Origin of the sequence: Protofrankia symbiont of Coriaria myrtifolia (genome assembly GCF_900634755.1) — a bacterium.
Lineage (GTDB): Bacteria > Actinomycetota > Actinomycetes > Frankiales > Frankiaceae > Protofrankia > Protofrankia coriariae.
In genome coordinates, this window is record NZ_CAAAFS010000116.1 from 1 (window position 1) to 7,076 (window position 7,076).

At 67.5% G+C, this 7,076-nt stretch carries 7 protein-coding genes and 1 pseudogene; 7 read left to right on the forward strand and 1 reads right to left on the reverse strand.

Features of this window, described 5'->3' with window-relative positions; genetic code table 11:
• Positions 1 to 204 (reverse strand): annotated as a pseudogene (locus CM1CMNOD_RS22255) (hypothetical protein); the annotation flags it as partial.
• A gap of 497 nt (positions 205 to 701) precedes the next feature.
• On the opposite strand from CM1CMNOD_RS22255, the gene CM1CMNOD_RS06375 reads away from it, so the two are divergent.
• From CM1CMNOD_RS06375 to CM1CMNOD_RS06405, 7 genes are all read left to right on the forward strand, one after another.
• On the forward strand, positions 702 to 1,790 hold the full coding sequence (locus tag CM1CMNOD_RS06375; RefSeq protein WP_043603140.1) for a hypothetical protein: 1,089 nt from the start codon (positions 702 to 704) through the stop codon (positions 1,788 to 1,790).
• A gap of 147 nt (positions 1,791 to 1,937) precedes the next feature.
• A complete protein-coding gene (locus CM1CMNOD_RS06380; protein ID WP_165001404.1) occupies positions 1,938 to 2,570 on the forward strand; it encodes a vWA domain-containing protein in 633 nt (210 codons plus the stop codon).
• On the forward strand, positions 2,567 to 3,391 hold the full coding sequence (locus CM1CMNOD_RS06385) for a protein phosphatase 2C domain-containing protein (protein ID WP_013872853.1): 825 nt from the start codon (positions 2,567 to 2,569) through the stop codon (positions 3,389 to 3,391). The genes CM1CMNOD_RS06380 and CM1CMNOD_RS06385 overlap by 4 nt, the downstream gene beginning before the upstream one ends.
• Positions 3,388 to 4,548, forward strand: coding sequence for a protein kinase domain-containing protein (locus CM1CMNOD_RS06390; RefSeq protein ID WP_131772309.1), 1,161 nt, complete (start codon positions 3,388 to 3,390; stop codon positions 4,546 to 4,548). The genes CM1CMNOD_RS06385 and CM1CMNOD_RS06390 overlap by 4 nt, the downstream gene beginning before the upstream one ends.
• Before the next feature lie 96 nt (positions 4,549 to 4,644).
• Positions 4,645 to 5,370: a vWA domain-containing protein gene (locus CM1CMNOD_RS06395; RefSeq protein ID WP_013872855.1), complete on the forward strand. Its 726-nt coding sequence runs from the start codon at positions 4,645 to 4,647 to the stop codon at positions 5,368 to 5,370.
• Between the two features lie 9 nt (positions 5,371 to 5,379).
• The gene (locus CM1CMNOD_RS06400) at positions 5,380 to 6,300 is read left to right on the forward strand and encodes a serine/threonine protein kinase (RefSeq protein WP_013872856.1); all 921 of its coding nucleotides are present in this window, start codon (positions 5,380 to 5,382) and stop codon (positions 6,298 to 6,300) included.
• 335 nt (positions 6,301 to 6,635) lie between these two features.
• Positions 6,636 to 7,076 (forward strand): hypothetical protein, encoded by a 441-nt coding sequence (locus CM1CMNOD_RS06405; RefSeq protein ID WP_131772310.1) that lies wholly within the window; start codon positions 6,636 to 6,638, stop codon positions 7,074 to 7,076.

Sequence of the window (7,076 nt, forward strand, 5' to 3'; positions counted from 1 at the left end):
GGCTGGGGTCGGGGGATGCAAGCGGCACTCGACCGGAGGCTCAGGAGCTGGTGTAGAGGCGGTGAGGTCGACCAGTTCGACGTCCGATGACGCGGCGGCGTCCGCGGCGAGAGCGGGGGTGAAGCCGGACCGGGAGAACAGCAGCAGCTTCACGTCCCCGGGCGCGTCGGGCAGGACCGAGCGAATGTGCCGTAGTCGGACCATTCGGCGTCGCGGTCGAACAGTTCGGACGGCTTGGCAAGCATGATCCCCCTCTGGGCGTCGCGGGATGCGGCTGTCGACGGCGTCCGGTGTCGTGAGAGAAGCCATGATCGAGCGTTGGGCTGCTAAGGATTGTGGAGTTATCACAATTCGGCAATCCTTGGTGCCGTTGGCGATCCCGGTCTGCCGGCGTGCGATCCGAGGAGGAGCCGGTGGCGGCGGCCCTGCCGCGCTACCGGTCGTGCCACCTGCCGTGCCGTCGTATCGGGCCGGCGAAGCGGACCGGGCTCTGGTGGGGCCGGGGAGGTTGGTAGGTCCGGGGCAATCGGGTCGCTATGCTGGCTTTCCGCTGACTACAGTGACCTGTGGCTGTCACGAGCAGCAGTAAATGTCGGGGGGTTCCGGTGCTGCAAGGCGGTCATCACTGCCCCGTGACGGATGCCGGGCGCGTTCCGCGACGTCGGTCTCCGGGCCGGTTACGGCTCCAGACCCTGTTATCGGTGGCCGCGGCGACCGTCATTGTGGGGCTGGCTGTTGTGGTGCCGGTCGTGTCGCCGCTGTCCGCGTCTCCCGCGGCGGCCGCGTCGGCGTCCGGTCAGCAGCCGGTGTTCGTGGTGCGTGTCATGGAGCTGCCACCGCAGGTCGACCGGGCCGTTCTGGAAACCCTGAACAGCCTGCTCAACGGGATTATGGACGGCGACGGAGTCGTCGTGGCCCGGGTGACCGGCGCGTCCACGCTGATCGGTGGCCAGGGCGAGTCGGCCGTGTTGGACGCCATCTTCGATCATCGGGCCAAACTTGCCGTCCAGGTCGCGTTGCCGGAGCGTTCGCGGGCCGGCGAGCGGCCCGATCTCGGGACGGCCGGTTCGGTGCTGCTGGCAGTGGCCGGCCACCGGTTCGCGGACGCGGACGCCGCCCGCGCGGCCCTTGCCCGCAACAGCGGCGCGGGCGGGCAGCAGACGCCCTGCGGGAGGCAGTGCCAGGAACAGGTGGCGGGTACCGAGGCGGAACGGGCATCTGGGGTGTACGCCACCAACACCGATCCCTTCCTCTTGGACGTCGTCCTCAGGCGGGCGCTACAGGTGGACACGTCGGCTGTTCCGTCCGGCCTGGCCTCCACGGCCGAGCAGCCGCCCCCGTCGGGGCAGGGCGGCTCCGGCCGGTCGTTCTGGGTCTACGCACTGATCGTCATCGTGCTGCTCGGGCTGGGTGCCGCCGTGCTCCGACGGCGCGGGCTGCTGGGCAGAGGGGATGACGGCGCGGGTGATGACAACGACGTCGATGAGGACAACGGCCGGGACGACAACGGCCGGAACGACAACGGCGGCCGGGACGGCGGGGGCGGCGGGTATGGCGGCGCACGGCCGGTGTCTCCGGTTGCGCAACCGAACATCGCCGTCGGCCCGCTCGGCATCATACATTCCGCTTTCGGCCCGCAGGGTTATGTCGCGGTCGACGGTGGGCTCTACCGAGCGACCTGGAAGGGCTCGGGATCGAGTCGGCCCCGCGTCGGCGACCAGGTGCGGCTGACGACGCACGAGGTGGACGGACTACAGGCGTGGCCACCGTACGGCCGCCCAGGCCGGTAGTCCGTAGTGACTACGCAGACGGGGATACATCGGAAAATGGCACCTCGTAACAGCTCTGACAGGGCAGCGGATCGTCAGCAGCCGCGGGACATCATCGGGAACATTCCCATTCCCCGGCCGAGCCATCGCGTGCTCGTGGTGTTGTGCATGGACACCTCGTACTCGATGCGTGGCGAGGCGATCGACAGGCTCAACGACGCGCTTGCCGGTTGGGCGCGCAGTATGCAGGCCGGCGAGAAGATGGCGCGGACCACCGAGTTCGCGCTCATCACCTTTGGTGCCGGGGGAGTACGCAAATGGCGTGGCAGCGAGAGTTTCGATCCGCGCAGTGACCGGACCCCGTTCGTGCCGGCCCACAGTTTCCAGCCGCCGAAGCTGATCGCCGACGGGGTGACACCGCTGGTCGAGGCGGTCCGGCTGAGTATTTCTGTCATCGAGGCGCGCAAGCGGCAGTTGGCCCGGGACAGGGTGACCTGGAAACGTCCGCTCGTCTGGCTGGTCACCGACGGCCGGCCGACCGACGACCAGGGGCATCCGAGCTCGGACTGGCGGCCGTTGGCAGGCGAGATCCGCGGGCTGGAGGCGAACCAGAAACTGGCGCTGTTCGCGATCGGTATTCCGCCCATCGACGACCGGGGCCAGGCAACCCTGCGCGAACTGGCTCCGGAGCGAAACATGATGTATGGACGGTTCGACTTCAGCGACATTCTCGTGCAGCTGGACAGAAGCGTGGAGGACCCCAACTACAAACTGCGTGGCTACCAGCCGAGGCAGGCGTGACCCCCGGCTGGCAGCCCGTGGCCGTCCGAGGCGGTGCCGGCGGCCGGCCCGACCGGTGGCGTATCCGGGGCGCCAGCGTCCAGGGGTATTCGCACGTGCGGGAGGGCAGATGGTGCGAGGACTCCTTCGCTCACCTGTCGCTGTACGGGCGGGGGCCGCTGCCCGACGGCGCGGGATCCGCGCCCCGGTCGGCCGAGGGCTCCCGGCTCGCGGTCGCGATCGCCACCCGGCTGGTGCGTGACCGTGTCCATGCCGCCGGCCGCGCCACGACCGCGCCGGAACTACAGCGAATCCTGGCGGCCTCGCATGAGGAGATAGTCGCCGAGTTCCGGCGGGTCGTCGCCGCGATCGCCGGGCCGGAGCACGTCGACGAGTTCGCGACGACACTGACAGTCGTCGTCCTCGCCCATCCCGTCATCGGCTATCTCGGCATCGGGGACGGCTTCATCGTCGTCCGCACGGGTGAGGGCGGACAGGACAACCTGCACCTGCTCGACGCCGGGACCGCCGACGCCGAGCACGCCACCCACGCGGTCTTCCTGACGTCGGACACCAGCCGAGCCGCCCGGGTGAACGCCCTCTACGACCCCTGGATCAGCGGTGTGTTCATATCGACCGATGGCCTGATCCCCGCGACCCTGCGACGGGACGCCGACGGCCGGCTGGCGGTGGCCCGGGAACCGGTCATCGACACCGTGCTCAGACTGCTCGACAATGATCATTTTGATGCCTCCGGACTTGTCCGGCTGCTGGTGCGGGAGGACGTCACCGAAGTGACCCAGGACGACACGACGCTGGTGGTGGCGGTTCTGTGTCGGTGACGGAGATTTTTGTCAACGGGCGCAGGCTGACCTGTTCGACCGTGCTCGGTGTTGGAACCGAGTCGATCGTCCACGCCGTGGACAGCGATGCCCGGCAGGCGGTGAAGATCTACCGGGAGCCCGACGCCCAACGCACCCACCGGCTGGAGTGCATGCTGCGGGCCTTCGACGCGTCACAGTTCGTCGACCCCGGTTCCGGTCATCCGGGGCTGGTATGGCCGGAGAAACTCGCCCGCGACGCCAGCGGGGCGGTTCTCGGATACGTCATGTGGCGTTCCGATGATCAGCCGCTGAGCACGTTCTTCGAGCACTACACTCGCCTGACGAACTTCCCGGACAAGGACTGGAAGTTTCTGTTGGGGGTGGCCAGCAACTTAAGCCAGCTGGTCGCCATTCTGCACGACCAGGAGATCGTGGTAGGTGATCTTGCGCCGTCCAACATTCACGTCCGGGCGGACGGTCTGATCAGTTTTCTCGACTGCGACTCGCTGCAGTTCCGGTACGACGGGGAGCTTTTTTCCTGCCATACCGTAACCCCGGAATATGCCGCGCCCGAACTGCTGCCCGAGCTGTCCGGCCCCAGAGGCGTCGAAACGGACCGGTTCACCCTCGCCGTGCTGGTATGCCAGCTGCTGCTGTGCGGCGACCATCCCTTCCAGGGCATTCCGGCCCGGCTGTTGGACGTCGATCCATCACCCGAGACGAACATCCAGTACGGTATCACCGTCCTGACGGCGCCCAGCGAGGTCGAGGTCCCGGACGAGGCCGTCGAGCCCGACGTCCTTCCACCGCGGATCGCCGCGCTGGCCAGGCAAGCGTTCGGGGCGGGCCACGGCGCGGTCAACTCGCGGCCGGCCGCGCAGGAATGGGCCGAAGCCCTCGACCTGGCCTGGGACGACGTCCGGACATGCGGCAACCGGAAAGGCCACACCTACAGTGGGCATCTCCCGGAGTGCCCATGGTGCGCCCGGGCCCGGAGCGGCCGTTTTGACCCGTTCCCGGCGCTGCCGGACCTGACCGGGGACGGCGTCGCCACCGGCGGTGGTGGCGCCGGCGGTGGCGTGGCTCCTGTCGCGAGGGCCGCCGGCACGGTTCTCGCGGTCGTGGCCCTGCTGGTTCTCGCGCTGGTGGTCGTCATCGCTGTCGGTGTCCGGTAGTCGACACGGAGTGGACAAAATCGGCGAAACAATCGGAAGCAGCATTGATATCGGCGGTATCGGCGGGAATTCGGCAGAAACGAGGTGGAGGTAACCGTGCAGCGGTCGGACACGCACCCACGGACCACCCTGATTCCGTTCTACCTCGTGGTGGACGTCTCGCAGTCCATGGACGGGCCGCGGCTGGACACCGCGAACCTCATCCTGCAGCGGATCGGGGAGGCGTTGGCCCGTGATTCGGTCGCTGCCGCCCGGGTCCGGGTCGGCATGATCGACTTTGCCGGCGGCAGCCGGACGGTGCTGCCGCTGTGCGACCTGCTCACCACGACGACGTTCCCCCAGCTGGCGTGCCGTGACGACGGCACCCGATACGCGCCCGCGCTCAACCTGTTACGGGCCACCGTCGACCGTGACCGCCGCCAGCTGGCGGCCGACGGTTTCACCGTGGGCCGCCCCGGAGTGTTCTTTCTCAGCGACGGCGAACCCTTCGACGATCCTCCCGGCGCCTGGGAGGAGGCGTTCGCCACCCTGCTCCGGGAATGCCCGACCACCCCGCACGTCATTCCCTGCGCCGTCGCTGACTCGAATCCCGAGATCATGCGGGCGCTGGCTCATCCGGCGCCGACGACGCCATTGTTCATACAAAGCCGGCTGGCCAGCCCGGAAAGCGCGATCAGAAATCTGACCGAGATCATCGTACGAAGTGTCGTGGCCTCGGGTCATCAGGAGATGGTGGTGATCGATGAAACGGACGTCCATGCTCTCGACACGGTCATCGGCGATCCGCCCGAGTCCTGGATCGACCCGGATGTTCGTTATTGAGAGCCTCCTGTGAAGTGGCAGAGCGTCGCTGTCGAGCGGCAGTGGCTGGGCCGGGTCGATCTGCTGAGCCGGGGCGGGCAGGCGGTCGTCTACCGGCTGCCCGAATTCGGTCTTCCCGAGGTGGGGGTGCCGCTCGTCTACAAGGAGTACCGCTCCATCGTGGGGCGGGTGCCGGCCCAGGGCCTGGCCAACATCATCGCGCTGCAGCTGGCGTTGCCGGCGGACCAGCGCCTGTGGTTCGACACGCATCTGGCCTGGCCGTTGCGGATCGTGGTCGACAGCGATGCCGACTCCGCTCGTGCGAAGGTGCTCGGCGTCGTCATGCGGCTCATACCCGATGCCTTCTTCCAGGTTTCCCCGACAGCGACGGGACGGTCGGAGCGCCGGCCGAGCGAAGCGCGGTCGCTGTTCGCCGGCCCCGAGCAGATGCGGGCGCTCGGCCTGCCGTTCCCGGACCGTGCGCAGCGGTGGTGGCTGTGCCTGCGGCTGGCCTACCTGGTGGCGTTCCTGCACAACCAGGGCATCGTCTTCGGCGACATCTCCGCCCGTAACGTCCTCTACCGTCTGCGACCGACACCGGACGTGCTCCTGGTGGACTGTGACGCGGTGCGGAAGGTCGGCAACGCGGCGGTCGTCGATCAGGGCCATACGCCGGACTTCTTTCCCCCGGTGATACACGAGCCGCAGTCGATCAGCTCCGATCTATTCAAGCTCGGCCTGTTCATCGTCCGTATCCTCGCGCCCGGCCGGACGGTCACGCCGGAGAGCGCCACGCGGGCTGTCGAGGATGCGCTCGACCGGACCGGTATGGATCTTGTGCGGGCCAGTCTGTCCGCCGACCCGAGCGCCCGGCCGGCGGCGCTTGCCTGGTACCGCTATCTGCGCTCCGGCGCGGGTTCCCATCCCAGGACGCTGCCGCTCGGGGAGTGATGCAGTCGGTATCGTCCAAGAGGGTGTCGTCGGCTGGTGAGATTTGACAGATCTTGGTGTGGAGCCACGTTGCCGCACGATTCGGGAAAAAGATCATACGTCTGTGTGTCGCCGTGGACACGGCGACATTGACACAGGTCACACGGCCAACTATGGTCGGCAGAAAACAATCACTTGTTTGTTAGTGTGATCACCGTCTGGAGTGTCGAGTTTGTTGCTGGCTGTGGCAGTCGCGCGCAGGGAGGCGCGAAGGCGGATCATGCTGGCGCAAAGTAGGATATAACGGGCTATTCGGCCCGCCTACACCACCTCGACCGAGGGAGAAGGAGGGTCCTGTGAGCGCTACCGATGTCATCACGTCCCCTGCGGGAGGGGAAACAAGCAGAAACGGCTCCGGTCCAGCTCGGGCCGAGCGCCAAAGCATGAGCCGCAACTCGCAGTTACTTGTCGCATGGTGTGGTCCGGCCATGTTCGTTTTATTTGTGATCGGGAGCGTCTGGCTCGCTCGGTACTTCCCGCCCGCCATCCACCCGAGCGATTCCCCACAGGATGTCGCACAATACTACCGGGACCACAAGGACGCCATCCGCGTCGGTCTCGTGTTCACCTGTCTGGCCTATGCGCTGATGGGCGTCTGGGGCGTGTGCATGGCTGTCCAGACCCGGCGCAAGGAGGGGCTCTTCCCGGTTCTGACCTACGTCCAGCTGACCTGTATGGCCGCGGGTACCGCACAGATCGTCGTGAACTGCGGTCTCTGGGCCACCGCGGCCTTCTGA